Raw genomic sequence first — 23,574 nt, forward strand, 5'->3', positions numbered from 1 at the left:
CTGACGAACCAGAGAAACGAAAAGGCAGGGGCTGTTACCCCTGCCTATTTCGGCGATGAGCGTTGCGCATGGGGTTTGGCGGTTACTGGAGCAGCTTGAGCACGTTCTGGGCGGACTGGTTGGCCTGCGCCAGCATCGACGTGCCGGCCTGGGTCAGGATCTGCGCTCGGGTGAAGGCCACCATCTCCTGGGCCATGTCGGTGTCACGGATACGCGACTCCGACGCGGACAGGTTCTCCACGGCGACGTTGAGGTTGTTGACCGTGTGGTCGAACCGGTTCTGGTAGGCACCGAGCTGGGCACGCGAATCGGAGACCGAGGCGAGCGCCTTGTCGAGAGTCGCGATCGCGATGTCCGGTTGGGTGGTGAGGTCCAGCGTCGCGGTGCCGAGGGTTTGGGAGTCCACGGCGCCGATCTGGATGTTGATCTTCTGGTTGGCGTTCGCGCCGACCTGGAACGCGCCGGTGTTGCCGCCGGTCGGCTGCAGGTCGCCCGAGACGATCGAGCCGGCGGTGGCGGGAGGGACAGGGGCGCCGGTGGATTTGGTGGCAGCGGCAATAGCCAGCCCGCCGGTCGCCGCCGTGCTGGTCAGGACGCCGGAGTCGTCCGTCATGGCGAAGTCGCCGGAGCCGGCCAACTTGTACGTGGTCGCGCCGTTGGGGTCGACCCTGGCCGCCATGGTGACCTCGTTGCCCTGGTAGCCCTGCTGCTTGAGGGCCGTCGAGATGGCCAAGTTGACCGCCTGCGCGAGATCCTGCGGCGACGAGCCGGCGGGCACTGCGGGCACCGTTACGGGGATGCCAGCTCCCGGGATGGCGGTGCCGTTCGGCAGGGTAGAGGAGCCGGCAACCGTGGTGAGACTAAAGGTCCAGCTGCCGCCGGTGGTGGTGGCCGGCAGGGTCGCCGGGGTCGGCGGGGTGCCGGCCGTCCCCGCGATCGAGGCGGACACAGCCGCCTTGGTGTTGCCGAAGGTGCCGTCGAGCAGCTTCGACTTGGCGAAGGAGGTTTGGTTGCCGATCCGGTCGAGCTCCGAATTGAGCTGGACGATCTCCTTCTGAGCAGCCGCCGCCGCGGTCCGGTCGGTGCCGCCGGTGTTGGCGGACTGCACCGCCAGGTCACGCATGCGCTGCAGGATCGAGGTGACCTCGTTGAGCGAACCCTCGGCGGTCTGCGCGACGCTGATGCCGTCCTGGGTGTTGCGCACGGCGACCTTGAGACCGCCGACCTGCGCACGGAGACCCTCGGAGATGGAGAGGCCGGCGGCGTCGTCGGCGGCCCGGTTGATGCGGAAGCCGCTGGAGAGCTTCTCCAGCGACTTGCCCATCTGGCTGTCGGTGATCGACAGGTTCCGGTAGGCGTTCTGCGCGGCGATGTTCTGGTTGATTCGGAGACCCATGGGTTTTCCTCCTTGAGAAGGGTCCGGCCGGCCGTCCGTGAGCCGTGTTGGTACGCCGGGCTGGTCAGCTGGTCGCCGACGGTCAAGTTGCAGTCTCCGAGATTTCTTCGTCCTTTTCCGGCGAACCGGAAGAAAGCCCGGGAAGGCCCAATCAGCGGAAATTCCTCAGCGGCGGGGTCGACGTGCCGATCTGTCCGAATGAGCGGGCGTGTCGAAGGGGTGCGCCCGAGGCGGAGCGAGACGGAGGACCAGGGTGAGCCTGACCGACCTGGCCAGCGTCCTGTGGCGATCACGTGAGCTGCTGGAGATGCTGCTGTTCAAGCTTGAGGAGGAGCAGTTGCTCCTCGCGTCCAACCGCTCCCGCTGGCTCAGCCATGCCACCCGCGAGGTCGAGGTGGTGCTCGATCAGATCCGGCAGACCGAGGTCATCCGGGCCGCGTATTCGCAGGACGTCGCCGTCGAGCTCGGGCTCAGCCCGGAGGCGTCGCTCGGCGAGCTGGCCGACGCCGCGCCGCCGCCCTGGTCCGATCTGCTGCACCAGCACCGCAAGGCCTTCCTGATGCTGACCTCCGAGATCAGCTCGCTCGCCGACGTGAACCGGGACCTGCTCACCGCCGGCCAGCGTGCAGCCCGCGAAACCATGCTCGCGTTCGCCGAAACTGTGGAAACCTACGGACCGCAGGGCCAGACCGTTTCCGGCGGCGTGCGCCGCTCCAGCCTGGTGGATGAGGCGATCTGATGGGGAGCACATTCGGCGGTCTCAACACGGCGCTGACCTCGCTTTACGCGCAGCGCCGTGGCCTGGACATCTCCGGGCAGAACATCGCGAACGTCAACACCGAGGGATATACCCGGCAGCGGGTGCGCCTGGCGGCGCAGACCGGCGCGGTCCCCGGTATCTACACGACCAGCGATCAGGTCGGTTCCGGGGTCTCCGTGACCGGGGTGGAACGCGGGCGAGACGTCTACCTCGAGGCGCGCAGCCGCGCCGAGCACGCCAACTCGGCGTACCTGACCAGTCAGAAGGCCACGTACGACGGGATCGAGGGCTTCCTGGCCGAGCCCAGTGACACCGCATTCGCGGCGCGCCTGCACGACATGTGGGACAGCTGGAATGACGTGGCGAACAACTGGCAGGACCCGTCCACCCGGACCGCGCTGATCGAGCGCAGCAACACCGTGGCCAGCACCCTGAACGACGCGCACACCACGCTGGTCAACCAGTTCGCCTCGAACAACACCCAGATGGGCGCGTACGTCGACCAGGTCAACTCCCTGGCCAAGTCGATCGCCGAGACCAACCATCAGATCGTCATCGCGCAGCAGTCCGGCGTGTCCTCCAACGAGCTTCAGGACGAGCGCGATCGCAAGATCATGCAGCTGTCCGAGCTGACCGGGGCGACCGCGCAGGCGACGCCGAACGGCGCGGTGAATGTCTACGTCGGCAACACCGCGCTGGTCGAGGGCTTCAACGCGCGGTCGATGAGCGTCGGTTCCACCACCCTCGACAACCTCATGGCGACCGGCACCAAGGTGGCGCTGCAGTGGACGGACACCAACCTGCCCGTCGCCGCCGGCGGCACGATGGGCGCGACGCTCGACGCGATGAATACCATCATCCCGGGGATCCTCTCCGACCTGGACGCGGTGGCCAACGCGCTCGCCTCGGCGGTGAACACGGCCCAGACCGGCCCGCCTGCGGCTTACACGATCAACGGCACCCCGGGTACCAACTTCTTCACCAGCACCTCGGGCGGCGCGATCACGGCCGGCACGATCCAGGTGGCGATCACCGATCCGGCTGACGTCGCGTTCTCCAGCGGCAATCCGAGCGGGACCCCGCCGATGGTCGATCACAACGTCGCCGACGGGCTGGTCGACTTCGGCAACTCGGGGATCGCCACCGGTCCGGACGCGATGTACCAGGCCATGATCGGCCGGCTGGGGGTCGCGGCGCAGTCCGTGGCCCAGCGCAGCGAGATCCAGGACTCGGTACGCGACCAGGTGGACACCTCTCGTAACGCGGAGTCCGGGGTCAACCTCGACGAGGAAATGACCAACCTGCTGACCTTCCAGCGCGGTTACGAGGCCGCCTCGCGCGTGCTCACCACGATCGACTCGATGCTCGATCAGTTGATCAACCGGACGGGCATGGTCGGCCGGTGACAGGAGGTAGCGAACGATGACGATTCCCAGCAGGGTCACCGAGACCAGCATGACCAGCAAGGTGCTGTCCGATCTGCAGCGCTCCCTCCAGCGTGGACAGAAGCTGCAGTCGCAGATCTCCAGCGGCAAGCTGCTGAACCGGCCGTCCGACTCGCCCACCGGCACGGTCACGGCGCTGCAACTGCGCACCGAGGCGCGGGCCACTCAGCAGTACGCGCGCAACGCCGACGACGGCCTGGGCTGGCTCGGCACCATTCAGGACACTCTGGGCGACGCGTCCACTTCGATGCTTCGGATCCGCGACCTGACCGTGCAGGCGCTGAACGCCACCAACGACGCCACCTCTCGTGGCGCACTGGCCAACGAGATCGACAACATCCGGGACACGCTGTTCGGTCAGGCCAACTCCACGTTCTTGGGCCGGCCGGTCTTCGGCGGCACCACGACGGGCTCGACGGCCTTCCAGATGGACCCGGTCACGAAGCAGGTGACTTACGTCGGCCAGCCACAACCGCCGGCCAACCCGGACCCGGTGACGCGGACAGTAGGCCCGAACGCCAAGGTGCGGGTCGAAACCTCCGGTGCGGAGGCGTTCGGGAAGAAGGGTGGCGACCCGGCCAGGTTGTTCAACCTGTTGAATACCCTGTCCGCCGACATTCGAGCCGGCGATGACAACGCGATCAACGCAGATCTGGCAAATCTGGATGATGCCCATGAAACTCTGAAAGCTGCCCTTTCGGACGTAGGCGCCCGATATAATCGGGTTGAGCAGATGAAGCAGTCCGCGGCCGACCACATGTTGTCCGTTTCGTCACAACTGTCCGACGTCGAGGATGTCGATCTGCCGAAAGCGATTATGGATTTGCAGATCCAGCAGACCTCGTATCAGGCCGCCTTGGCCGCTGCGTCCAAGGTGATCCAGCCCTCGCTCATCGATTTCCTGAGGTGACCATGACTACTCGTACTGCGTCTCGACCGATTGAGGCCACGATGAACGACCCGTCGCTCGGTCTGCCGACCATCACCCTGGCGGCGCCCATGCCCGGCTTCCCGGCACACCGGGAGTTCGTCCTGGTGCGGCTCAACGACGATGGATTGCTCTACGCCTTCACGTCCATCCAGGACCCCGAGCTTCGCTTCCTCGTGGCCCCGCCGGAGCCGTTCTTCCCGGACTACGCGCCGGAGATCGACGACGAGGTGTTCGCCGCCCTGAACACGACGGACACCGACCGGCTGCTGCTGCTGACGGTCATCACCGCCGGCCTCGAGGAGACCACCGCCAACCTGCTGGCGCCGATCGTGGTCGACCGGGACTCCATGCGGGCCATGCAGGTGGTGCTCAGCGGCTCCGGATACCCGGTCCGCGCGATCATGCACCGGACGTACTGACGTCCCGTCGCCGGCGCGGTCGCCGGGATCGTGACCGTGCCCCTTGCGATGCTGTCCGTCCACGGATGGAGGAGGGCACCGGACGATGCTTGTGCTGACCCGCCGGGCGGGGGAGAGCGTGATGATCGGCAACGACGTGATCATCACGGTGCTCGAGGCGCGTGGGGACGTAATCCGCCTGGGCATCCAGGCGCCGCGCGACGTGCAGGTGCATCGCGAGGAAGTGTTCCGGGAGTTGCAGGCGGCCAACCGCGAGGCGGCCTCGCCCAACGCGGACGCCGTCCGGGCCGTGACGGAGATGCTGCAGACGCCGGAGGAGTGAACGTCTGCTCCTCCGGCGTTCCTCGTTCCCCCGCGGCCGTTGCGTGAAGAGAGCCGCCAACCGTTGCGTGAAGAGAGCCGCCGACCGCCGCGACAAGAAACCGGACTGCACCGCCGGCAGAACGAGCCTGTCACCACAACACCCGCACTCTGTGTCGGACGGGAAGAGCCCGTCGCCATGAGTACGGGGAGTCATCAGTGGTCGCAGAGCGGGAATCGGTGATCGATGCGCTGGATCTGACGATCGACGCGCACGTGCACACCGGCTTCGCCGCGGGGCGGGACAGCGTCGGTGTCGTCGTCTCGGCCGCCGATCAGGCCGGACTCACCGCGCTCACCTTCGCCGACCAGGTCGGGCCGGACACCACCTGGCTTTCCGCGTACGCCGATGCCGTCCGCCGTGCCCGGCAGCGCACCGAGCTGACCCTTCGGGTCGCCGCCGAGGTCGAGGTCGTCCAGCCGGACGGCTGGCTGGCCTGGCCGGCCGACCTGGGCCAGCTCGAGGCGGTCTCGGTCGCGGTTTCCCGGCTGCCGCTGGCCGGCGCCCTCCACGATCCCCGGGACGTCCGTGCCATGCTCGCCGCCGGCGAGCTCACCGCCGCGCAGGTCGCCGAGGGGCTGGTCGTCGCCACCGTGCAGGGCCTCGAGCGCGCCTCCCGGTATGCACCCACCCAGCTCGCTCGCCCGCTCGGCCTGCTCGCCCAGGTCGGCCTGGAGGACGCCGTGCTCACCGACGACCTGGTCGGCGCGCTGGCCGTGGCGTGCCGCGAGACCGGCACCGTGGTCGAGGTCAGCGAGGCCTGGCGCTGCCCGTCGGCCCGGCTCGTCACATTGCTGCGCGCGGCTGAGGTGACGCTGGTGCCTGCGAGTGACGCCCGGTACGCCGGCGAAGTGGGCCGTTGGCAGTACGTCCGCCGCGTCTGACCGGAAACCGAACACGATCAGCGGCACTCTCCGTACGCTCGACCATGCCGGACATTCGAGGCATGGGAGATATGTGATGAGTATGGTTCAGCAGGCCATCGAGGTGGGTGCACCGCTGCACACGGTGTACGAGCAGCTCGCCGCGTTCGAGAACTATCCGCGGTTCATGAGCGGCGTCCGCGAGGTCACCCCGGTCGGCGCCGACCAGACCCACTGGATCATGGACGTCGACGGCAAGCGCCGCGAGTTCGACGCTCAGATCACCGAGCGCTCCCTCGACGAGCGGGTCTCCTGGTCGACGATGGAGGGGCCGCTGCTCGCCGAGACGATCACGCTGCGCCCGCTGGGCGAGACCAAGACGCAGATCGTGGCGCAGCTCGAGGCGGACATCGCGTTTCTCATGCCGAGCGACCGGCACGGCCAGGCCTCGCTGACCAAACGGCTCAAGGAAGACCTGACCACGTTCAAGGGCCTGCTGGAGAGCGGCGTGCTGGGCGGGCGGCCGAAGCCGGTCGGCAGCCGGCCGTCGCCGAAGCGGCCGACGGCCGGCGCGAACACCATGCGGCTCGCCGCCGTGTCGAACCCGGCGGCGGCGAACCCGGCCGCGGTGGCCGCCCGGATTCGCAACCGCAACCCGCAGCAGAGCGCCGGTTGGGGCAGCAGCGCGGCCGAGCGGGGCACCGCGAGCCGGATCAGCCCGTCCCCGCACGACCCGGACGCCGGCGCGATGGGTATCGGCATCGCCGGCATCCAGAGCCAGCACGATCTCGACGACCCGTCGGCGGCCGGCGGGCGCCGGATCGCCAAGGCCGGCCCGATCAGCGGCGGCGCGGCCGGCACCGCCCCGATGGGCAGGCGCACGATCCAGAAGGACGCCTGGGGCGACGGCATGATCAACGAGGAGGACCGTGGGTCGGCCCACGACATGTGATCAGATCGGCGCCGCCTCCAGCTCGACGATCAGGCGGGCGCCGCGCGGCTCGGCCCGCTCGTAGCGGACCGAGCCGCCGTTCGCCTCGACCAGGTGCCGCACGATGAACAGGCCCAGCCCGGCGCCGCGGACGAACCGGCCGAACAGGCTCGGCACCAGGTCCTCGGGGATGCCCGGGCCGTGGTCCTGCACCACGATCTCGACCAGGTCGTCCCGGCGGCGGGCGGACAGCCGCACCGGCGGGGCGCCGTACGTGACCGCGTTCCGCAGCAGGTTCTGCAGCACGACGGTCAGGTGCCCGCGGTCGGCCAGCACGGTCAGCTCCTCGCCGATGTCCAGCTCGATGCCCGGCCCGATGTCCGGCTGGAGCGCCGAGGCCACCTCGAACAGCGGCACCGGCGCCTGCCGTGCGGTGACCGAACCGGTGTCCAGCCGGAACAGCAGGTGCAGATCGTTCATCATCTTGATCAGCCGCTGCGTGTTGTTGTCGATCTTCGTGACCAGCTCAAGCCGGATGTCCTCCGGCAGGTCCGCGAAGTCCGCCCGGAGCAGCTCGGCCAGGCTCGCGATCGAGCTGAGCGGCTGGGCGACGTCGTGGGTGAGCATCGAGGTCAGGTCGTTCTTGAAGGCCAGCGCGGCCTCGAGCCGGGTGTTGGTCTCGCGCAGTTCGGTCAGCGCCGCCTCGAGCCGGACGTTGGCCTCACGCAGGTCGGCGTTCTGCTCGCCGAGCGACACCTCGGCCCGCTTCCGGTCGCCGATGTCGACGTAGGTCGCCACGTACGCCCGGGGCGCCCCCGCCGCGTCCGGGATGGTCGCCATCGTGGCCAGCACCGGTACGGTCGTGCCGTCCGCCCGGGGCAGCAGCCAGTCGCCGCCCTCCTCCGGCGGCAGCGGCAGCGAGTCGAGGCGGACGGGCTCGTCCGGCCGGTAACCGGTCAGCTCTCGCCAGCGCCGGTTGACGTCGATCACCCGGTGGTTGGCGTCGAGCACCATCACGGCCTCGTTCATCGACTGCAGCAGGGCGACCGTGAACTCCTGCCGGTTGCGCAGCTCGCCGACCAGCTGCCGGTGCCGCCGGTCGACCCCGTCGAGCGTGCGCACCAGATAGCCGACCAGGCCGAGCAGGGCCAGCGCGGCGAGGATCGCCCCGGTGCTGATCGCGGCGGCCGGCGGGCCGATCCCGGTGCGTGCGGCGAGGGCGCTGACCAGCGCCGCCAGCGCGGGGACGGCGATCAGCACGGGCAGCGCCCGGCGCACCGTGGTGCCCGGCCCGGCGGTGGTCTCGGCGGTGCGCAGTGGGCCGCTCTCCGGCCGGGCCAGCACCGCGCCGAGCGCGAGGGCGAGCAGCGCGCCGGCCATCGCCGGGGCCATCAGGCCCTCGGGGCCGCGGCCGGCCGGAAAGGTGGGATCGAACATTCGCGGCACCAGCGCGACCAGCGCGATGATCGCGGCGCCGGCGACCAGCGGGTCGGCGACCCGGAAGCGGGACCGAGCGACCCGCAGATCCAGGGCGGCCAGGCCGAGGCCGGCCAGCACGGTGGCGGCCGCGGCGGCGGGATGGGTGTCGAGCGCGAGCGCGCCTACGCCGGCCGCGACGAGGGCCAGCAGCAGGGCGACGGTGCGGGAGATCCGACTGGCCGGCAGCGCCTGCAGCAGCAGCGCAATTCCGGCCGGAACGAGTGCGGCCGCCGGGTTGGGGCCGGGCGGCACGCGGGGGGTAGCGGAAAGGGAACCGACCGCCGCGACAGCGACGCCCGCACACCCGGCGGTGAACCGGGAGAGTCTTTCCACGTCATGCGCCGCAAGATGCACATAAACCCCTTGGACAAGAGGAAATGAGCATAACGCGGGTTATTCGGTCAAGTGGTTACTTGCTCGCCCAGTCGAAGCCCTCCTCGAGCGTGACCCGCTCGGCCACCCGGACGATGTCCTCCCGGTGCCGGTTGGCGTGGTGGCCGCAGAAGGCCAGCTCGCCGCCGCTGGTCAGGCTGACCACCAGCTTCGCGGCCGCGCTGCAGCGGTCGCAGCGCTCGGTCAGCGAGTCCGCAGTGGTGATCTCGGGCGACAGCAGGCTGGTCATATCGCTCTCCTTGCTCGGTGGCGGTGTGTAGCGGTACTGCGGATACATCGGCCCTCCGTTGCACAGCCTTAGCCCTTTCCGGCCGGTGTTCCGGGCCGTCCGCCCAGGGCGGAAGCCGTTGCGATGCCGCTCCTGCCGGGGGAGAGCGCCGTCCCGCGACCCACCCAGTTCAGGATGCGCCCGGCCGTCCAGTGCCTGCCCGTGGGATGTGGCAAAGGCCGGTCAGCGCAACCCGGTGCCGATAGCGTGAATCGAGAACTGGACGCGTACCCGGGAGGACCCATGTCGCAGGCGCCCGATGCGGAGAACCGGCCGACCGTCCTCGTCGTCGACGACGAGGAGGACCTGCGCGACATCATGCGCCGGATGCTGGAGCGCCGCGGCTTCTCGACCCTGGTCGCCGGCGACTCGCAGCAGGCCGTGGCGGTATGCCGGGAGCACCCCGGCGAGATCGACGTCATGGTCACCGACCTCGGCCTGCCCGAGGTGTCCGGGGGCGAGCTGTCCCGCCAGGCCACCGAGCTGCGGCCCGGCATGCGGGTCATCTACATCTCCGGCCTGCCCAAGGAGATGGCCGTCGCGGACGGCCTGATCGAGCCGGACGCGCTGCTGGTCAAGAAGCCGTTCAGCACCGAATCGCTGATCGAGGCGCTGCGCTCGGTGCTCGCCGAGCGCGCCGCACCGTAACCGCCCGCCGCACCCCGAGAAGCGCCGCCGTCGTCAGGACGGCGGCGCTTTCTTTTGTTGTTGCCCGGCGGGTCCCATCGGCCGCACCTCAGCCGCAACCGGACGTCCACCCATCGAGCACCCGACCCGGTCGAACGGGAAGTCGAAACGAGCGATTCGACTTTTCGGGGGGTCACAGGTGGGTGCCAAGAGGGCAGCGATCGGGGCGGCCGCGGCGGTCGGGGCGGCGGTCAGTGCCGGCTTCCTGGTCCCGGGTACGGCGCACGCGGCGACCACGCCGGCCATCCGTACCGTCTTCGCGGGCGATGACGCGTACGTCTCCAGCACGCGGACGACCACCAACTTCGGCGCCGCGCAGAAGCTGGTGGTGGGCGTCGCCGACGGCGAGACCAAGACCTCTTTCGTACGGTTCACGACCGGAAGCTTCCCGGCCGGCGCGGCCGTCTCCAACGCGCGGCTGATCCTGCCGTTCGACGGCAAGCCTTCGCTGGACCGGATCACCGCCTACCCGGTGACCGGGGCCTGGAGCGAGAGCACGATCACCGCCGCGAACCAGCCGGCGATCGGCTCGGCGATCTCTTCCGCGGTGCCGAACTCCAGCGACGCCACGGTGACGCTCGACCTGTCGAAGGTGGTGACCCAGGCCGGCACGTACTCCTTCGCGCTGCGCTCGTCGTCGACCACCGCCGCGACCCGGATCCTGTCGGCCGAGTCCGGTGACGGCAAGACGGCCGGCCCGCGCCTGGTCATGAACTATGCCGTCACCGAGCCCGCGCAGCCGCAGACCTGCACCACCGGCGCGCTGCTGGTGCCGAACTGCGGCGTGCTGTGGGGCGCGGCGGCCGGCGGCTTCACCGACACCCCGCGGGACACCGCGCTCAAGAACTGGGAGGCGACGACCGGCCGGACGTCGACCATCTACCACACCTACCACAAGGGCGACGAGAAGTTCCCGACCAAGGCCGAGATCGCGATGACCCAGGACCCGGCGCACCCACGGGTGCTCCTGCTCAACTGGAAGGTCGCGTACGGCAGCACCTGGGCCAAGGTCGCGGCCGGCGAGAAGGACGCGCGGATCGACGCGTGGGCCAACTACGTCAAGGCCAACTACGGCACCCAGAAGTTCTTCCTGGCTCTGCACCACGAGCCGGAGAACGACGTGCAGACCGCGGCGAGCTCGGGGATGACCGCCAAGGACTACGCGGCCATGTACCGGCACGTCATTCAGCGGCTGCGCGCCGACGGGGTGACCAACGCGGTCAACGTGCTCGCCTACATGGGCAACGAGAAGTGGATGGCGCAGTCCTGGTGGAAGGACCTCTACCCGGGTGACGACGTCGTCGACTGGGTCGGCCTCGACTCGTACGTGAGCGTGGAGTCCGGTCAGTACCACTACGGCGGCTTCGCCGACCTGATCGACCGCAAGCCCACCGGTGGCGGCCTCGGCTTCTACGACTGGTCGGTCACGAACCACCCGAGTAAGCCGATCATGGTGGCCGAGTGGGGCATGTACCACCGGGAGGCGCGTCCGACCAGCAAGGCCGCCGCGTACGACACCGTGCTGCCGGAGCTCGCGAAGCACCCGAAGGTCAAGGCGATCGTCTACTTCGACACCGCGAAGGACGACACCGGCGACCGGAACATCGCGGTCGACTCGACCCCGGACAGCCTGACCGCGTTCCGCAAGGTCGCCGCCTCGCCGATCTTCAACGTCAACCTCAAGAACTGACCGATAGAGAGCATTACTCCCCTGTGGAGTCGGGCCGGTCCGCTGCGGAGGACCGGCCCGACCTTATTCCTGAGCCCGGCCCGGCCACGAAACCGTCAGCTCGCCGCGGCCCCAGCGGGCCGGCCCGTCGACCAGCGGGTGGCCCTCGTCGCGCAGCCGGCGGCAGGTCGCCAGCCAGCGCTGCCGGGGACCGAACGGGGTCGCCTCGCTCTCCCACGCCCGGCCCACCGCGTGCAGCAGCTCGTGGATCGGCTCGCCCGCGACGTTGTGGTGGATCAGTGCCTTGGGCAGCCGCTCGGCGAACGTCGCCGGATGGTCCAGATCGGACAGCCGGGCCGAGAGGGTCAGCGTCCGCGGCTCGCCGTGCTCCACCACCGTCCAGGTGGCGATCCGGCCCAGTTCGTCGCAGGTGCCCTCGACCAGCACGGCGCCCGTCGCGGTCATCTGCCGCCAGGCCGCGACGACCTCGTCCTCGGCGTACTGGCGCAGCACGTTGAACGCGCGCACCACGACCGGGCGCAGGCCGGCCAGCTCGAAACCGCCCCGGCGGAACTCGAGCCGGGGCGGGTCGGCGTACGGTCGCGCTGCTGCCACCCGTACCGGATCGATCTCCAGACCCACCACCGCGACGTCCGCGCGGACGGCCGTCGCCAGACGGCCTCGCAACTCCACCGCCGTGACCGGCGTCGCGCCGTAACCCAGATCGATCACCAGCGGATCGGCGGCCGCACGCAGGAGGCCGCCGCAGCGGTATGCGACGAAGTTGTCCACCCGGCGCAGCCGGTTCGGATTGGTCGTCCCCCGGGTGATCGCGCCTACGGGTTTGATCACCGGCTACTTCTCCCGAACCACCTTGTGCTGCGCCGCCTGGGCGATCGGCCGGATCACCAGCCGGTCGATGTTGACGTGATGGGCGCGGGTCGCCAGGAACGCGACGCAGTCGGCGATGTCGTCCGCGGTCAGCGGCTCGCGGACGCCCTGGTAGACCGCGTCCGCCTTGGCCTGGTCACCGCCCATCCGGTTGAGCGCGAACTCGTCGGTGCGCACCATGCCCGGATCGATCTCCATCACCCGGACCGGCTTGCCGGCCAGTTCCAGTCGTAGCGTGCCCATCAGGGCGTTCTGCGCGTGCTTGGCCGCGGTGTACCCACCGCCGCCCTCGTAGACCACGAACGCCGCGGTCGAGCCGATCGTCACGATCGCGCCCGCGCCGCTCGCCTCGAGCTGCGGCAGCAGCGCCTTGGTGACCCGGAGCGTGCCGAGCACGTTGACGTCGTACATCCACTGCCAGTCGTCGACCGAGCCGGCCGCCACCGGGTCCACGCCGCGTGCGCCGCCGGCGTTGTTGACCAGCAGGGTGAGCGGGCCGTCGAGGTCTTCGACGGCGGCTGCCAGACGTGCCACCGAGTCGTCGTCGGTGACGTCGCACTCGACCGCCGTGGCGTTGCCGATCTCCTTGACCAGTGTCTCCAGCCGGTCGGCCCGGCGGGCCGCCGCGACCACGTGGAAACCCTCCCGGGCCAGGCGGCGGGCGGACGCCGCGCCGATTCCGCTCGATGCTCCGGTCACGACCGCGATGTTCACCATGCCCCCATCTTTCCCGATGACTTGGGTCACCCCCACGCGCCTGCGTTGTGGTTCGGCCGACATGCGTGGGGAAGATTGACATGGACGTAACAAAATGCGCGTTACGTTTGACCGCTTCGGGAGGAATCATCGTGGTTGACTGGCCGACCCCCCGGCGCATCGCCACCCTTTCGGTGCATACATCCCCCCTGGAACAGCCCGGCACCGGCGACGCCGGTGGCATGAACGTCTACATCGTCGAGGTGTCGAAGCGGCTTGCCCGCCTCGGCGTCGAGGTGGAGATCTTCACCCGGGCCACCCGCAGCGAGCTGCCCCCGGTCGTCGAGATGACGCCCGGCGTGACCGTCCGGCACGTCACCGCCGGACCGTTCGAGGGGCTCGCCAAGGAGGAGTTGCCCTCGCAACTGTGCGCCTTCGCGAACGGCGTGCTGCGGGCGGAGGCGGCGCACCCGCCGGGCCGATACGACCTGATCCACTCCCACTACTGGCTCTCCGGCCAGGTGGGCTGGCTGGCCCGGGAGCGCTGGGGCGTGCCGCACGTGCACACCGCGCACACCCTCGCCAAGGTCAAGAACCGGCTGATCGCGGCCGGCGACCGCCCCGAGCCCAAGGCCCGGCTGATCGGCGAGGAGCAGGTGATCGCCGAGTCCGACCGGCTGGTGGCGAACACCCGCTTCGAGGCGCGGGATCTGGCGGCGTACTACGACGCGTCGCCGGCCCGGACCGCCGTCGTGCAGCCCGGCGTTGATCTCGACCGGTTCCGCCCGGCCGATCGGGCCCGGCCGGGGCTGCCGATCGAGGGGCGATTCATCGCCTTTGTCGGGCGCATTCAGCCGCTCAAGGCGCCCGACGTACTGATCTCGGCCCTGCCCTTCCTTCGCGACCGGGACACCAAGCTGGTCATCTGCGGCGGCCCCAGCGGCAGCGGCCTCGACCGGCCGAGCGCGCTGATCGAGCTGGCGGCCTCGCTCGGGGTCGCCGACCGGGTGCTGTTCCTGCCGCCGCAGACCGGTGACGACCTCGCCGAGCTCTACCGGCGCGCCGAGGCGGTCGCGGTGCCCTCGTACAACGAGTCGTTCGGGCTGGTGGCGCTCGAGGCCCAGGCCTGCGGGACACCGGTGGTGGCCGCCGCGGTCGGCGGGCTGGTCACCGCGGTGCGCGACGGCGTGAGCGGCCTGCTGGTCGACGGGCACGATCCGCGGGACTGGGCGCAGGCGCTCGACTCGCTGCTCGCCGACCCGCGGCTGCGCGCCTCGCTCTCGGCCGGGGCGGTCGCACATGCGGCGAAATTCTCCTGGGACCGTACTGCCGAGGGCCTGCTCGCCGTCTACCGTGAGGCCGTGGTGCAGCACCGTGCGATGATCGCCGCGCGGTTGGAGGCGTACGTATGGTGACCGCCCTGATCGAGCAGGTGCTGTCCGACCGTGAGCTGGAGTGGGAAAAGGCCGGCGACTCCGGGTATGTCGTGACCCTGCCGGGGACGCACAAGCTCAAGACCGCCTGTCACCTGATCGTCGGCGAGCACGCCTTGCGGATCGAGGCGTTCGTGATGCGGCAGCCCGACGAGCGGCGGGAGGAGCTGTGGGCCTGGCTGCTGCGCCGCAACGCCCGGATGTACGGCGTCTCGTTCTCGATCGACGCGGTCGGCGACGTCTACCTCACCGGCCGCGTGTCGCTTCGCTCCCTGGACGAGAACGAGCTGGATCGTTTGCTGGGCGCGGTCCTCACGTACGCCGACGAGTCGTTCGACACGATGCTCGAGATCGGCTTCGGCTCGTCGATCCGGCGCGAGTGGGAGTGGCGGGTCAAGCGCGGCGAGTCGCTGGCCAACCTGCAGGCGTTCAAGCACCTCGCGCCGCCCGCGCCGTGAAAAGTTCGATAGTGTCCGACACATATTCATGCGACGATCTCGATCAGAAAATCATCGCGATGAACAAGCGGTTAACGCGATCTCTCGCCGAGGCCGGTGGTGACCCGGATGTCGGACCGGACGATCCGCCGATCGGCCATTTGTCGTTGACTGTGACGGTCCAGACAGATGGCAGACAGCCAACTGGCTTGTGAGGCTTGACCTCGCCAACTAGCGTAATCAATGGACGCTGAACCGTTAGTTCGGGGAACTGGTGACCAGCAATGATCACCGCGGTCGGCGTTTGGGGACGGGTGGCATATGCCGTTGGGGGACGGCGCGACCCGAGACCGGCGGTTAGTGCGGGCGACGCCTATGGGGATGGGCGTCGTCCGCCGCCGCCGGTGCATCGTTTTCAAGACCTCAAACCATTCGGCCGTACGCGTCGGCGTTGCATCGATGTCCGGCCGGGCGAAGGGTCCTCGGGCTAGACGCGCGCTGAAGCCGCGGCCCTCAATGACTCTCCTGCGGTGCCCATTCGGGCAGTGTCGTTGCCGCGTTACCCGACGTCGGCGGCCGGCTCGGCCACCGCCGGCGGCAGCGCGATCGATGTCTCCGGCCGGCTTGTCGCGGCCGGCGTGGCCAGCAACTGCGCGATCCGCCGCTCCCGGCGCGGCCCGGTGACCAGATGACCGGCCGCGACCAGCGCACCGACCCCGAAGCAGCCGAGCCAGAGCGCCACGTGGCCCAGATGCTCCTGGGTGAAGCCGCCGACGATCGGCGCGAGCGCCGTGCCGGCCGACCAGTTCAGCGAGCTGAGGCCCTGATAACGCCCGCGCAGCGCGGCCGGGGAGAGCGCCGCCACGGTCGCCGCGTTGGACGGGGACTGCAGCATCTCGCCGAGCGTCCAGATCACCACGGTGAGCGCGAAGAACCACGCCGCGTTCGCGAAGGCGACCAGCCCGAACCCGACCCCGATGATCAGCGCGGACAGGGCCAGCACCCGCGACCGGTCGAGGTTCTCGATCAGCCGCGGCACGAACAGCTGGCCGAGCACGATCAGCACCCCGTTCACCGCGATCACCCAGCCGTACGTCGCGGCGGAGAGCCCGTCGGCGGCCATCGCGATCGGCAGCGTGGACAGGTGCTGCATCATCACGATCACCGTGCCCAGGCTGATCACCAGGTAGAGCACGAAGGTGCGGTCGCGCAACGCCGTCGTGAGGCCGCCGCCCGGCTGTCGCCGGGTGGTGCCGGCGCGCGGGCCGGCGGGCCGCGTCTCGGCCAGGAAGACCAGGCCGATCAGCGCGGTGATCAGGGTGCTGCCCGCGTCGATCACGAACAGCAGCAGGTAGTCGGCCTTCGCCGCGAGGCCGGCGCCGACCGCGGACAGCGCGAAGCCCAGGTTGATCGCCCAGTAGTTGAGCGCATAGGCGCGCACCCGATCGTGATCGGGCACGACGTCGACCATCATGGCCGAGAAGGCGGGCCGGACCGCTTCGGTGACCACGCCGAGGGCGAACGTCACGGCGAGGATCTGCCAATACGCGTACGCGAAGCCCAGGGTGAGCATCAACGCGGCCGCGCCGAACTGCCCGGTCAGCATCGTCGGCCGGCGCCCCCAGCGGTCGGCCAGCACGCCACCGACGGTCGTGCCGATCGCCCCGCCGACGCCGTAGAGGCCGATCACGAGGCCGGCCTGGCTCTGGCTGAAGTGCCGCTCACCGGTCAGGTAGATGGCCAGGAAGATCACCACGAACGACCCGAGCCGATTGATCAGCGTGCCGATCCAGAGGAACCAGAACTGCCGGGGCAATCCGCCCGTGGCCTGCCGAAACCAGCCCCGCACATCATCTCCTTGTAAGTCCCGATCGGCATGATCTCACTTACCACCTGGGCTCTCCGGCAAGCGATTTTCCACGTGGTGGTCGCCACTGCCGGGTCCACGCTCGCGTCGATCAGGGCTGGGGCAGGATGGAGCCCATGACTGGGACTTTGGTGCTGCTGCGACACGGCAACAGCGAGTGGAACGCCAAGAACCTCTTCACCGGCTGGGTCGACGTGGACCTGGATGCCCAAGGTGAGAAGGAGGCTCGTCGCGGCGGCGAGCTGCTGAAGGAGCACGGCGTCCTGCCGGACGTGGTGCACACCAGCGTTCTGCGCCGGGCGATCCGGACCAGCGAGATCGCGCTGCACATCGCCGACCGGCACTGGATTCCGGTGAAGCGGTCGTGGCGGCTCAACGAGCGCCACTACGGCGCGCTGCAGGGCAAGGACAAGAAGCAGACCCTCGAGGCGTACGGCGAGGAGCAGTTCATGCTCTGGCGCCGGTCGTACGACGTGCCCCCGCCGCCGATCGCGGCCGACTCCGAGTTCGCCCAGTTCACCGACCCGCGCTACGCAACGCTGCCGACCGAGGTGATGCCGAAGTCGGAGTGCCTCAAGGACGTGCTCGAGCGGGCCCTGCCGTACTGGTACGACGCGATCGTCCCGGATCTCGCGATCGGCCAGACGGTGCTGGTCGCCGCGCACGGCAACTCACTGCGCGCGATCGTGAAGCACCTCGACGGCGTCTCCGACGAGGCGATCGCGAAGCTGAACATCCCGACCGGTTTCCCGCTGCGCTACGACCTCGACGAGGACTTCCACCCGACCAACCCGGGCGGCACCTACCTCGACCCCGAGGCCGCCAAGGACGCCGCGGCCGCGGTCGCCAACCAGGGCCGCTGATTCCGTACGCCGAGAAGAAGGCCGGGCCGCCCCCGTGGCGTCCCGGCCTTCTTCGTTGGCCCGGCGAGCGTCGGCTCAGCTCAGGCCGTCGGTCTGCTCTCCCGTGATCAGGTAGATCAGGTGCTCGCCGACGTTCACGGCATGGTCGGCGTACCGCTCGTAGAAGCGGCCCAGCAGGGCGCCGTCGATCGCGGTCTCCGCGCCGTACGGCCAGTCGTCGTCGAGCATCACCGCGAACAGCTTCCGCTCGAGGTTGTCCATCTCGTCGTCGGTGTGCTCCAGCTTCGAGGCCTTCCCCGCGTCGGGCGTCGCGAGCAGGCTGGCGATCTGCTCGGCCATCCGGTCGGCCACCGCGGCCATGCCCTGGAAGACCGGGCGCAGCTCGGCCGGCACGGCCGGCGACGGGTGACGCCGCTGCGCGGTCTTGGCCACGTGCTCGGCCAGGTCGCCCATCCGCTCGAGGTCGGCGGAGATGTGCAGCGCGGTGATCACCATGCGCAGGTCGCCGGCGACCGGCGCCTGCCGCGCGATGGTGTCCGCCACCTTGGCCTCGACCTGAGAGTAGATCTTGTCGACCTCGACGTCCCGCTCGATGACCGACTCGGCGGCCTTGAGGTCGGCGTGGAGCAGTGCCGACGTCGCCTTGCGCATGGCCGCCCGCACCGCCTCGGCCATGGTCACCAGCAGTCGGCTGATCTCGTTGAGATCCGACTGGAACTCCTCGCGCATGTGCTGTCCCGGGGGGTCGGGGCCGCCCCTCGTTTGGGCAGGGTGCGACCTTGGTTGATGCCTACCGTAGGTCTACATCACGGCCGTGACATGAACACCGGTGAACGACGCCGGGCGCAGTGGTGAACATTATTCGACACGCGCCCGTTCTGTCCGGTTCGCCGTATGGCCCAGGTAAACAATGACCCTACGATCGCTGCGTGGACTCGGCGAACACCATCCCCCTTGCCCTCGTCGCGCTCGTCGTCGGCGCGGTCGCGGGTGTGCTGTTCGCTCGCTCCCGCAGGTCGCCGGAGCCGGCCGAGTCCGTCTCCCGGCCGAACGAGGGGGGACGCACCATCGACACCGACGACGGGCCACACGCTGACCCGAACGGCATCCGGGGTCTCGGCCGCAAGAGCCTCGACTCGTTGCGCGTGGGCGTGGTCGTGCTCGACGCCGAGGACCATCCGGTGCTGGTCAACCCGGCCGCGCGGGCGATGGGGCTGCTGCGCTCCGGCGGCGCGCCCGGCACCATCGCGGCGCACCCCATCCTGCGTACGCTGGCCGGCCAGGTGCGACGCACCGGCGTGCGGCGCGAGGTGGAGCTGGATCTGCCCCGAGGCCGCGCCGGGGGAGCGCACGCCCCGCTCGGCCTGCACCTGCGCGCGGTGGCCCTGAACTCGACGCACGTCGCGATCGAGGCGGCCGACGTCACCGAGGCACACCGGCTGGCCCGGGTGCGACGCGACTTCGTGGCGAACGTGAGCCACGAGCTGAAGACGCCGATCGGCGCGCTGCAACTGCTTGCCGAGGCGCTGCTGGACGCGACCGAGTCGGCCGCCGACGTCGAGCCCGAGGACGAGAAGTCCGAGGACCTGGTCGCCGCCCGGCGCTTCGCCGAGCGGATCCACCACGAGTCGGCCCGGATGGGCCGGCTGGTCAACGAGCTGCTCGAGCTGACCCGGCTGCAGGGCGCCGAGCCGCTGCCCACGCTCGAGCCGGTCTCGGTCGACTGGGTGATCGCCGAGGTCATCGACCGCACCCGGACGACGGCGTCGGCCAAGAGCATCGAGGTGTCCTACGCCGGTCCCAAGGGCGCGACGGTGTACGGCAGCGACAGCCAGGTGGCCACCGCGGTGACCAACCTGGTGGAGAACGCGATCGCCTACTCGGGCGAGGACACCAGGGTGTCGCTCACCCTGCGTCAGGACGAGCACTGGGTCGAGATCGACGTCGCCGACCAGGGCATCGGCATCGCCCCGCACGACGTCGACCGGATCTTCGAGCGGTTCTACCGGGCTGACCAGGCCCGGTCCCGGTCGACCGGCGGCACCGGCCTGGGCCTGGCCATCGTCAAGCACATCGCCACCAACCACGGCGGTCGGGTCGACGTCACCAGCACGCTTGGTGATGGCTCGACGTTCACCCTGCGCCTACCAGCGCGTCCCCCTGAAGCCCCTTTGCCGTTACCAGCGGCAATTGAGATCGAGTCCGGTGCGGCCGGGCGCTAGTCCCCGGAGCCGGAAGATGGAAGGAACCACATTGGCCCGCGTGCTCGTGGTCGAGGATGAGGAGTCGTTCTCCGACGCCCTGTCGTACATGCTGCGTAAGGAGGGCTTCGAGGTCTCGGTCGCCCCGACCGGAACCTCGGCACTCACGCAGTTCGACCGGACCGGTGCCGACATCGTGCTGCTCGATCTCATGCTTCCGGAAATGTCCGGCACCGAGGTCTGCCGCCAGCTGCGGCAGCGCTCGGCCGTCCCGATCATCATGGTCACCGCCCGGGACAGCGAGATCGATAAGGTGGTCGGCCTGGAGATCGGCGCCGACGACTACGTGACCAAGCCGTACTCGCCGCGCGAGCTGGTCGCCCGGATCCGAGCGGTGCTGCGCCGCCAGGGCACCGAGGCGGCCGAGGTGTCCACCCCGACGCTGGCCGCCGGCCCGGTCCGGATGGACGTGGAGCGCCACGTGGTCACGGTCGACGGCGCCGGCGTGCAGCTGCCGCTGAAGGAGTTCGAGCTGCTCGAACTGCTGCTGCGCAACGCCGGCCGGGTGCTGACCCGAGGACAGCTGATCGACCGCGTCTGGGGCGCCGACTACGTCGGCGACACGAAGACCCTCGACGTGCACGTGAAGCGGTTGCGCTCCAAGGTGGAGCCGGAGCCGTCCGCGCCGCGCTACATCGTCACCGTCCGAGGCCTCGGCTACAAGTTCGAGCCCTAGACCTATCGGGTCAGGTCCTCGGCGATCGGTCCGTCGATCGGCACCCGTCGCCACCACCATGGCCGGCACGTCAGGTCGACATCGGCGACCGCGCCCATCCGCCGGTCCGGGTCGTCGACGGTGAACGAGCGAAAATGCTCGTCCACCACGGCGACCCAGACCGCGAGCCGCTCGCGCACGGAGGCGTTCAACTCGCCCAAGGCACGCTCGAGGAAATCCCGGATGTGGAGTGCCGCGGCGAGGTCGTGCTCGTTGAAGACGCTGTGGTCCTCCCAGGGCAGGGCACGGTCTGTATCGATCTTCTCGACATGCTTCGCCCATCCGACGACCAGGTCGACGGCGTCCCGCTCGGTGCCCTCCCCGAGCGTGATCGGGTGGGCGGCGATCTCAGCGAGGTCCGCCTCCGAGAGCAGCCCACGAAGGTTCGGCGGGATCTCGCGCATCAGGCCTTCGGGGGTCGGGGGGTGGCCGGCTCGCGGCCGCCTCGGTCGTGTGGCGGGCCGGCGGCGGCCGTTGCCGGGTGGATGGCGACCAGGCCGGTCTTGGCGCGGGCGGCGCACAGCTCGGCGAGCTTGTCGTAGGCGGGCTTGCCGACCAGGGCGGCGAGCTCCGGGCCGTACGTGAGGTACATCGGCTCGCTGCCGACGTGGGCCTCGGGGGACGAGGTGCACCACCAGTCGAGGTCGTGGCCGCCGGGGCCCCAGCCGCGCCGGTCGAACTCGGTCAGGGTGGACTGGAGGATCTTGGTGCCGTCCGGGCGTTTGATCCAGTCCTGTTCGCGGCGGACCGGGAGCTGCCAGCAGACGTCCGGCTTGTAGGTCAGCGGGTGCACGCCGTCGCGCAGGGCCTGCGCGTGCAGGGCGCAACCGCCGCCGCCCGGGAAGTCGCCGTCGTTGAGGAAGACGCACGGGCCGTCCTCGGTGCGGATCGCGGTGCGGCGGGCCGGGTTCGAGCCGTCGACGGTATCCATCTCCGTGTAGTTCTTGAAGCCCTTGCGGTAGTGCTGCCAGGTCTGCGGGGTGAGCTTCGCGGCCGCGGCCTTCACCCGGCTCTCGTCGTCCGCGTCGGTGAAGAAGGCGCCGTGCGTGCAGCAGCCCTCGTGCGCGCGGCCGGCCACGATGCCGTGGCAGGCCGCGCCGAAGACGCACGTCCAGCGGGACAGCAGCCAGGTGAGGTCGGCGCGGATGAGGTGCTGCTCGTCGGCCGGGTCGAGGAACTCGATCCATTCCCGAGGAAAGTCGAGGCCGACCTCGCTGGGGCGATTCTGGTCACGGCGGGTCACTCGCGACAGCGTACGCGTGCAGGTGACTATTGCCGCGTTGCCGCCCGGTATGACCCCATCTACCCGTCCGAGGCGCGGGCGTGCGCGACAAACGGGTCTACCCTTTACCACGTGAAGTCCCGCGTCCCCGTCCTGCTGTCCAGCTCCTCCGTGTTCCCCGAGCCGACCGCCGCCGCCTTCGAGATGGCCGCCACGGTGGGTTACGACGGCCTCGAGGTCATGGTCTGGACGGACCGTGTCAGCCAGGACGCCGGCGCCCTCAAGGGCCTCGCCGATCACTACGACGTTCCGGTTCTCTCGGTGCACGCGCCGTGCCTGCTGGTGACCCAGCGGGTGTGGAGCTCCGACCCGTGGGAGCGGCTGGCCAAGGCGGCCGAGCTGGCCGAGACCCTGGGCGCGCCGACCGTGGTGGTGCACCCGCCGTTCTCCTGGCAGCGCGACTACGCCAAGAACTTCGCCGGCGGCCTGGCCAAGGTGCAGTCCCGGCATCCGGGCCTGAACTTCGCGATCGAGAACATGTTCCCGGTGAAGATGGCGGGCCGCTGGTTCGTGCCATATACGCCGGGCTGGGATCCGACCGAGGCCGGCTTCGACGCGTACACGTTGGATCTTTCGCATTGCGCGGCGTCGCACATCGATTCGCTGGACATGCTCGACAGGATGGGGTCCGGCCTCAAGCACGTGCACCTGGGCGACGGCACCGGCGAGGGGCGGGACGAGCATCTGGTGCCCGGCCGGGGTAATCAGCCGTGCGCCGAGGTGCTGCGCTCGCTGGTGGCCCGCGGGTTCACCGGCTCGGTGGCGCTGGAGGTCTCCACCCGGCGCGCGGCGTCGCGGGCCGCGCGGGAGGCAGACCTGCGCGAGTCGCTGGAATTCGCGCGGCGCCATTTGGCGCCGGCTCAATCGGCGACGCCAGCGGTTACCCGGGCGTGAGGCCGTCGCCGGCGATTACCCGGGCGTGAGGCTGAACGCGGCGGTTACGCGGGCGTGAGGTTGGAGGCGGGTGTGAGGTTGGCGGCTCGCTTGCGGGCCCGGTGCGCGGCCACATGCGATCGGGTCGCGCACCGCTCCGAGCAGAACCGGCGGCAGTTGTTGGACGACGTGTCGAGGTAGACGTTTCCGCAGCGCTCGTCGGCGCAGATGCCGAACCGGGCGCTGCCGTACTCGCACAGCCACACCGACAGGCCCCACACGGCGCCCGCCAGGTATTCCGCGCTGACCGAGGCGCCGCGGCTGGTCACGTGCATGTGCCAGTCGCTGGCGTCGTGCCCGGAGATGCGCGGCTGCACCGGGAAGTTTTCCAGGAGGGTGTTGAGCTCGTTGACCGCGTCGCCGTCCCGGCCGGTGGTGCCGAACTCGAAGACGTCGCGCAGCCGGCGCTGGGCGCGGCGCAGCATCCCGAGGTCCTTCTCGGTGACGTGCTCACGCATCCAGCCCTGGTCGTCGGCGAACAGGGCCCGCATGTCCGCGAGGTCGCTCAGGTCCGCGTTGACGAGGTCGACGGCGGTCCGGGCGTACTCATCGAAGTTCACCCGACAACGGTAGCCGCACCTCGCCGCGACGGAC

At 69.9% G+C, this 23,574-nt stretch carries 26 protein-coding genes; 16 read left to right on the forward strand and 10 right to left on the reverse strand.

Annotated elements, in window-relative coordinates:
- Positions 1-82 precede the first annotated feature (82 nt).
- Positions 83-1,396: a flagellin gene (locus tag ODJ79_RS47060; RefSeq protein WP_317620747.1), complete on the reverse strand. Its 1,314-nt coding sequence runs from the start codon at positions 1,394-1,396 to the stop codon at positions 83-85.
- Between the two features lie 253 nt (positions 1,397-1,649).
- Here ODJ79_RS47060 and ODJ79_RS40985 point away from each other — a divergent pair, with 253 nt between their 5' ends.
- The 7 genes from ODJ79_RS40985 (at position 1,650) to ODJ79_RS41015 (ending at position 7,127) form a co-directional block, all read left to right on the forward strand.
- Positions 1,650-2,135 carry a flagellar protein FlgN gene (locus ODJ79_RS40985; RefSeq protein WP_263029110.1) on the forward strand — a complete coding sequence of 162 codons (486 nt, stop codon included), beginning with the start codon at positions 1,650-1,652 and terminating at the stop codon, positions 2,133-2,135.
- A complete protein-coding gene (flgK, locus tag ODJ79_RS40990) occupies positions 2,135-3,562 on the forward strand; it encodes a flagellar hook-associated protein FlgK (protein WP_263029111.1) in 1,428 nt (475 codons plus the stop codon). The genes ODJ79_RS40985 and flgK overlap by 1 nt, the downstream gene beginning before the upstream one ends.
- Before the next feature lie 16 nt (positions 3,563-3,578).
- Positions 3,579-4,511 (forward strand): flagellar hook-associated protein FlgL, encoded by a 933-nt coding sequence (gene flgL / locus ODJ79_RS40995; RefSeq protein ID WP_263029112.1) that lies wholly within the window; start codon positions 3,579-3,581, stop codon positions 4,509-4,511.
- Between the two features lie 41 nt (positions 4,512-4,552).
- Entirely contained in the window at positions 4,553-4,951 is a 399-nt protein-coding gene (locus ODJ79_RS41000; RefSeq protein ID WP_263029113.1) for a flagellar assembly protein FliW, read from the forward strand.
- 85 nt (positions 4,952-5,036) lie between these two features.
- On the forward strand, positions 5,037-5,273 hold the full coding sequence (gene csrA, locus ODJ79_RS41005; RefSeq protein ID WP_263029114.1) for a carbon storage regulator CsrA: 237 nt from the start codon (positions 5,037-5,039) through the stop codon (positions 5,271-5,273).
- Between the two features lie 197 nt (positions 5,274-5,470).
- Positions 5,471-6,196, forward strand: coding sequence for a hydrolase (locus tag ODJ79_RS41010; protein WP_263029115.1), 726 nt, complete (start codon positions 5,471-5,473; stop codon positions 6,194-6,196).
- A gap of 76 nt (positions 6,197-6,272) precedes the next feature.
- Positions 6,273-7,127 carry an SRPBCC family protein gene (locus ODJ79_RS41015; protein WP_263029116.1) on the forward strand — a complete coding sequence of 285 codons (855 nt, stop codon included), beginning with the start codon at positions 6,273-6,275 and terminating at the stop codon, positions 7,125-7,127.
- Here the strand turns inward: ODJ79_RS41015 and ODJ79_RS41020 are convergent, their stop codons facing one another.
- Positions 7,128-8,918 (reverse strand): sensor histidine kinase, encoded by a 1,791-nt coding sequence (locus tag ODJ79_RS41020; protein WP_263029117.1) that lies wholly within the window; start codon positions 8,916-8,918, stop codon positions 7,128-7,130.
- Positions 8,919-8,994: 76 nt separating this feature from the next.
- Positions 8,995-9,207, reverse strand: coding sequence for a hypothetical protein (locus ODJ79_RS41025; protein ID WP_263029118.1), 213 nt, complete (start codon positions 9,205-9,207; stop codon positions 8,995-8,997).
- Between the two features lie 282 nt (positions 9,208-9,489).
- Between ODJ79_RS41025 and ODJ79_RS41030 the strand changes: the two genes are divergently transcribed.
- Together ODJ79_RS41030 and ODJ79_RS41035 are read left to right on the forward strand one after the other, a co-directional pair.
- On the forward strand, positions 9,490-9,894 hold the full coding sequence (locus tag ODJ79_RS41030) for a response regulator (protein WP_263029119.1): 405 nt from the start codon (positions 9,490-9,492) through the stop codon (positions 9,892-9,894).
- A 178-nt stretch (positions 9,895-10,072) separates the two neighbouring features.
- Complete coding sequence (locus ODJ79_RS41035; RefSeq protein WP_263029120.1) at positions 10,073-11,623, forward strand: DNRLRE domain-containing protein; 1,551 nt, start codon at positions 10,073-10,075, stop codon at positions 11,621-11,623.
- Positions 11,624-11,686: 63 nt separating this feature from the next.
- Here ODJ79_RS41035 and ODJ79_RS41040 read toward each other — a convergent pair whose 3' ends face one another.
- Positions 11,687-12,451, reverse strand: coding sequence for a class I SAM-dependent methyltransferase (locus ODJ79_RS41040; RefSeq protein WP_263029159.1), 765 nt, complete (start codon positions 12,449-12,451; stop codon positions 11,687-11,689).
- Between the two features lie 6 nt (positions 12,452-12,457).
- Positions 12,458-13,210 (reverse strand): SDR family oxidoreductase, encoded by a 753-nt coding sequence (locus ODJ79_RS41045; protein WP_263029121.1) that lies wholly within the window; start codon positions 13,208-13,210, stop codon positions 12,458-12,460.
- 80 nt (positions 13,211-13,290) lie between these two features.
- Between ODJ79_RS41045 and mshA the strand changes: the two genes are divergently transcribed.
- Genes mshA through ODJ79_RS41060 form a run of 3 tightly spaced genes read left to right on the forward strand, consistent with a single transcriptional unit; the run spans position 13,291 to position 15,274 of the window.
- Complete coding sequence (gene mshA, locus ODJ79_RS41050; RefSeq protein ID WP_263029122.1) at positions 13,291-14,604, forward strand: D-inositol-3-phosphate glycosyltransferase; 1,314 nt, start codon at positions 13,291-13,293, stop codon at positions 14,602-14,604.
- Complete coding sequence (locus ODJ79_RS41055; protein WP_263029123.1) at positions 14,598-15,080, forward strand: YbjN domain-containing protein; 483 nt, start codon at positions 14,598-14,600, stop codon at positions 15,078-15,080. The genes mshA and ODJ79_RS41055 overlap by 7 nt, the downstream gene beginning before the upstream one ends.
- Before the next feature lie 11 nt (positions 15,081-15,091).
- The gene (locus ODJ79_RS41060) at positions 15,092-15,274 is read left to right on the forward strand and encodes a hypothetical protein (RefSeq protein WP_263029124.1); all 183 of its coding nucleotides are present in this window, start codon (positions 15,092-15,094) and stop codon (positions 15,272-15,274) included.
- A gap of 344 nt (positions 15,275-15,618) precedes the next feature.
- Here the strand turns inward: ODJ79_RS41060 and ODJ79_RS41065 are convergent, their stop codons facing one another.
- Positions 15,619-16,908: an MDR family MFS transporter gene (locus ODJ79_RS41065; RefSeq protein ID WP_263029125.1), complete on the reverse strand. Its 1,290-nt coding sequence runs from the start codon at positions 16,906-16,908 to the stop codon at positions 15,619-15,621.
- A 125-nt stretch (positions 16,909-17,033) separates the two neighbouring features.
- On the opposite strand from ODJ79_RS41065, the gene ODJ79_RS41070 reads away from it, so the two are divergent.
- Complete coding sequence (locus ODJ79_RS41070; RefSeq protein ID WP_411267423.1) at positions 17,034-17,789, forward strand: phosphoglyceromutase; 756 nt, start codon at positions 17,034-17,036, stop codon at positions 17,787-17,789.
- A 75-nt stretch (positions 17,790-17,864) separates the two neighbouring features.
- Here the strand turns inward: ODJ79_RS41070 and phoU are convergent, their stop codons facing one another.
- Complete coding sequence (gene phoU / locus ODJ79_RS41075) at positions 17,865-18,518, reverse strand: phosphate signaling complex protein PhoU (RefSeq protein ID WP_263029127.1); 654 nt, start codon at positions 18,516-18,518, stop codon at positions 17,865-17,867.
- 200 nt (positions 18,519-18,718) lie between these two features.
- Between phoU and ODJ79_RS41080 the strand changes: the two genes are divergently transcribed.
- Both ODJ79_RS41080 and ODJ79_RS41085 read left to right on the forward strand, forming a co-directional pair.
- On the forward strand, positions 18,719-20,011 hold the full coding sequence (locus tag ODJ79_RS41080; protein ID WP_263029128.1) for a sensor histidine kinase: 1,293 nt from the start codon (positions 18,719-18,721) through the stop codon (positions 20,009-20,011).
- Positions 20,012-20,042: 31 nt separating this feature from the next.
- Positions 20,043-20,726 carry a response regulator transcription factor gene (locus ODJ79_RS41085; protein WP_020512993.1) on the forward strand — a complete coding sequence of 228 codons (684 nt, stop codon included), beginning with the start codon at positions 20,043-20,045 and terminating at the stop codon, positions 20,724-20,726.
- Between the two features lie 2 nt (positions 20,727-20,728).
- Here the strand turns inward: ODJ79_RS41085 and ODJ79_RS41090 are convergent, their stop codons facing one another.
- The gene (locus ODJ79_RS41090) at positions 20,729-21,169 is read right to left on the reverse strand and encodes a hypothetical protein (RefSeq protein ID WP_263029129.1); all 441 of its coding nucleotides are present in this window, start codon (positions 21,167-21,169) and stop codon (positions 20,729-20,731) included.
- The gene (locus ODJ79_RS41095) at positions 21,169-22,008 is read right to left on the reverse strand and encodes a hypothetical protein (protein ID WP_263029130.1); all 840 of its coding nucleotides are present in this window, start codon (positions 22,006-22,008) and stop codon (positions 21,169-21,171) included. Before ODJ79_RS41095 ends, ODJ79_RS41090 begins: the two co-directional genes overlap by 1 nt.
- A gap of 111 nt (positions 22,009-22,119) precedes the next feature.
- Between ODJ79_RS41095 and ODJ79_RS41100 the strand changes: the two genes are divergently transcribed.
- On the forward strand, positions 22,120-22,941 hold the full coding sequence (locus ODJ79_RS41100; RefSeq protein WP_263029131.1) for a sugar phosphate isomerase/epimerase family protein: 822 nt from the start codon (positions 22,120-22,122) through the stop codon (positions 22,939-22,941).
- A gap of 44 nt (positions 22,942-22,985) precedes the next feature.
- Here the strand turns inward: ODJ79_RS41100 and ODJ79_RS41105 are convergent, their stop codons facing one another.
- Complete coding sequence (locus ODJ79_RS41105; protein WP_263029132.1) at positions 22,986-23,540, reverse strand: CGNR zinc finger domain-containing protein; 555 nt, start codon at positions 23,538-23,540, stop codon at positions 22,986-22,988.
- Between the last annotated feature and the right edge of the window lie 34 nt (positions 23,541-23,574).

Source organism: Actinoplanes sp. KI2 (assembly GCF_025630775.1).
Lineage (GTDB): Bacteria > Actinomycetota > Actinomycetes > Mycobacteriales > Micromonosporaceae > Actinoplanes.

What these genes read in the sequence shown, in the direction of transcription:
- ODJ79_RS47060 (WP_317620747.1), bottom strand. Translation starts at nt 1,396, where the DNA reads ATGGGTCTCCGAATCAACCAGAACATCGCCGCGCAGAACGCCTACCGG.
- flgK (WP_263029111.1), top strand. Translation starts at nt 2,135, where the DNA reads ATGGGGAGCACATTCGGCGGTCTCAACACGGCGCTGACCTCGCTTTAC.
- flgL (WP_263029112.1), top strand. Translation starts at nt 3,579, where the DNA reads ATGACGATTCCCAGCAGGGTCACCGAGACCAGCATGACCAGCAAGGTG.
- ODJ79_RS41000 (WP_263029113.1), top strand. Translation starts at nt 4,553, where the DNA reads ATGAACGACCCGTCGCTCGGTCTGCCGACCATCACCCTGGCGGCGCCC.
- csrA (WP_263029114.1), top strand. Translation starts at nt 5,037, where the DNA reads ATGCTTGTGCTGACCCGCCGGGCGGGGGAGAGCGTGATGATCGGCAAC.
- ODJ79_RS41015 (WP_263029116.1), top strand. Translation starts at nt 6,273, where the DNA reads ATGAGTATGGTTCAGCAGGCCATCGAGGTGGGTGCACCGCTGCACACG.
- ODJ79_RS41025 (WP_263029118.1), bottom strand. Translation starts at nt 9,207, where the DNA reads ATGACCAGCCTGCTGTCGCCCGAGATCACCACTGCGGACTCGCTGACC.
- ODJ79_RS41030 (WP_263029119.1), top strand. Translation starts at nt 9,490, where the DNA reads ATGTCGCAGGCGCCCGATGCGGAGAACCGGCCGACCGTCCTCGTCGTC.
- ODJ79_RS41045 (WP_263029121.1), bottom strand. Translation starts at nt 13,210, where the DNA reads ATGGTGAACATCGCGGTCGTGACCGGAGCATCGAGCGGAATCGGCGCG.
- mshA (WP_263029122.1), top strand. Translation starts at nt 13,291, where the DNA reads ATGGACGTAACAAAATGCGCGTTACGTTTGACCGCTTCGGGAGGAATC.
- ODJ79_RS41055 (WP_263029123.1), top strand. Translation starts at nt 14,598, where the DNA reads ATGGTGACCGCCCTGATCGAGCAGGTGCTGTCCGACCGTGAGCTGGAG.
- ODJ79_RS41070 (WP_411267423.1), top strand. Translation starts at nt 17,034, where the DNA reads ATGGAGCCCATGACTGGGACTTTGGTGCTGCTGCGACACGGCAACAGC.
- phoU (WP_263029127.1), bottom strand. Translation starts at nt 18,518, where the DNA reads ATGCGCGAGGAGTTCCAGTCGGATCTCAACGAGATCAGCCGACTGCTG.
- ODJ79_RS41090 (WP_263029129.1), bottom strand. Translation starts at nt 21,169, where the DNA reads ATGCGCGAGATCCCGCCGAACCTTCGTGGGCTGCTCTCGGAGGCGGAC.